This is a genomic window from Dokdonia sp. (assembly GCF_039945015.1).
Lineage (GTDB): Bacteria > Bacteroidota > Bacteroidia > Flavobacteriales > Flavobacteriaceae > Dokdonia.
In genome coordinates this window covers 1-1,848 of record NZ_JBDUXP010000006.1, presented here as the reverse complement: position 1 = coordinate 1,848, position 1,848 = coordinate 1, and the positions used below count along the sequence as shown (strand labels likewise).

The following is a 1,848-nucleotide window of genomic DNA, read 5'->3' as shown; positions in this document are numbered from 1 at the left end:
CCTGAATCGATGAAAAAGATTGTCTTTTTAATATTATTATTTTCATTTTTTACTATTCAAGCGCAAGATCGTTTAGAAACATATCAACGTGCAAAGATCTCGTTTAATCAAGAAAGTGATATTTATAGATTACAAGAACTTGATATTCCTGCAGATCATGGAATTAAGAAAAAAGATCACTTTATCATTTCTGATTTCTCAGTATCAGAATTAGAACGTGCTCGTGTTAATGGCTTTCAAGTAGATGTTCTTATTGAAGATATGAGAGCTCATAATCTAGAACAGAATAGACAAAACGTTCCATACGCGCAGAGAAATGCTACGTGTAACACTTCTAGTTCTGGAGCAACCTACCCTACTCCTGATAATTTTAATTTAGGATCTCTAGGAGGATATATGACCTACCAACAATTTCTTGATGAACTGGATGATATGCATGACCTATACCCTAACTTAATTACAGCTAGAGATGGTATAAGCGACTTCTTAACAGAAGGACAAGCAGATAATTCTGTAACACCATCTATAGGGGGAAATAGAATTGAATGGGTTAAAATAAGTGATAACCCTAATGATTCTAGTGAAGGTGAAGCACAAATACTATATACAAGTATTCATCACGCACGTGAGTTTGCTACTTTATCAGAACTTATTTTCTACATGTGGTATCTTTTAGAAAACTATGAAACTGATACAGAAATACAAAGCATTGTAAATAATACAGAGTTGTATTTTGTCCCTGTAGTAAATCCTGATGGATACCTTTATAATCAAGTATTAGATCCAACTAATGGCCAAGGGTTTTGGCGTAAAAACAGAAAAGATGGAAATGGTGTAGATAATAACCGTAACTATGATTATCACATTAATGGTGACTCTAATAATGGGTCTTGGGGAGGTCCAGGAGCTTCTTCAAATCCAAATTCTGAAACATACCACGGACCTAGTGCTTTTTCTGAAGTAGAAAACCAAGCGATCAAATGGTTTGTAGAACAACACGAATTTGTAATTGCAATAAACAATCACTCTTTTGGAAGATTATTATACAACCCATTCGGGTATGCAGATGTAGCGACAGCAGATGAGGCATTATATATAAGTATTGGAAATGAATTAACTTCTCAAAACGGTTATAACTCTTTAAGAGATTCTCCTTTTGCTGGAGACAGTGATGACTTTATGTATGGTACTGTAGGTACACATGATAAGATATTTGCTTTTACACCAGAGATAAATAACTCTTTTTATCCGCCTTCTAATCAAATAGAAGATATCGCTAGAGAAATGATGTTTCTCAATCTTACTGCTGCAAAAATGACTAACAACTTTGGTACATTATCTGATAGATCTCCTTTGTTTATAGGCAATAGCACATCGGATGCGGCATTTAATCTTAGACGTTTAGGAATTAACGGTTCTGGCGATTTTACGGTAAGTGTCAATCCTATTTCTAGTAATATTACTGCCGTAGGAACTCCAATGAATTTTTCAGGTCTTGCTACTTTAGAAGATCAAAATGGTTCTGTAGACTATACACTTTCTTCAGGTATTTCTGCTGGAGATGATATCATCTATGAATTGGTCGTAAATAATGGTTCATTTGATACATCAATTATGGTATCAAAAATATTTGGAGAAGCAGAACAGGTTTTCTTTGATAACGGAAACAGCTCTACTACAAACTTTGAAAACAACGATTGGGGAGTAACAAATGTTATTTTCGAATCGGCTCCAACATCAATTACAGATTCTCCAGGAGGCAATTATGCAAATGACGAGAACTCATCTATTGTTCTTAATAATACTATAGACTTAACAAACGCATTATCTGCATCTGTATCATTTTAT

The 1,848-nt window shown here is 34.2% G+C and carries 1 protein-coding gene; it reads left to right on the top strand.

What is annotated here, in order from left to right; translation table 11 throughout:
- Positions 1-9: 9 nt before the first annotated feature.
- Positions 10-1,848 (top strand): M14 family metallopeptidase (locus ABJD27_RS06745; RefSeq protein ID WP_348202017.1); only part of this gene is annotated, 1,839 nt, incomplete at its 3' end.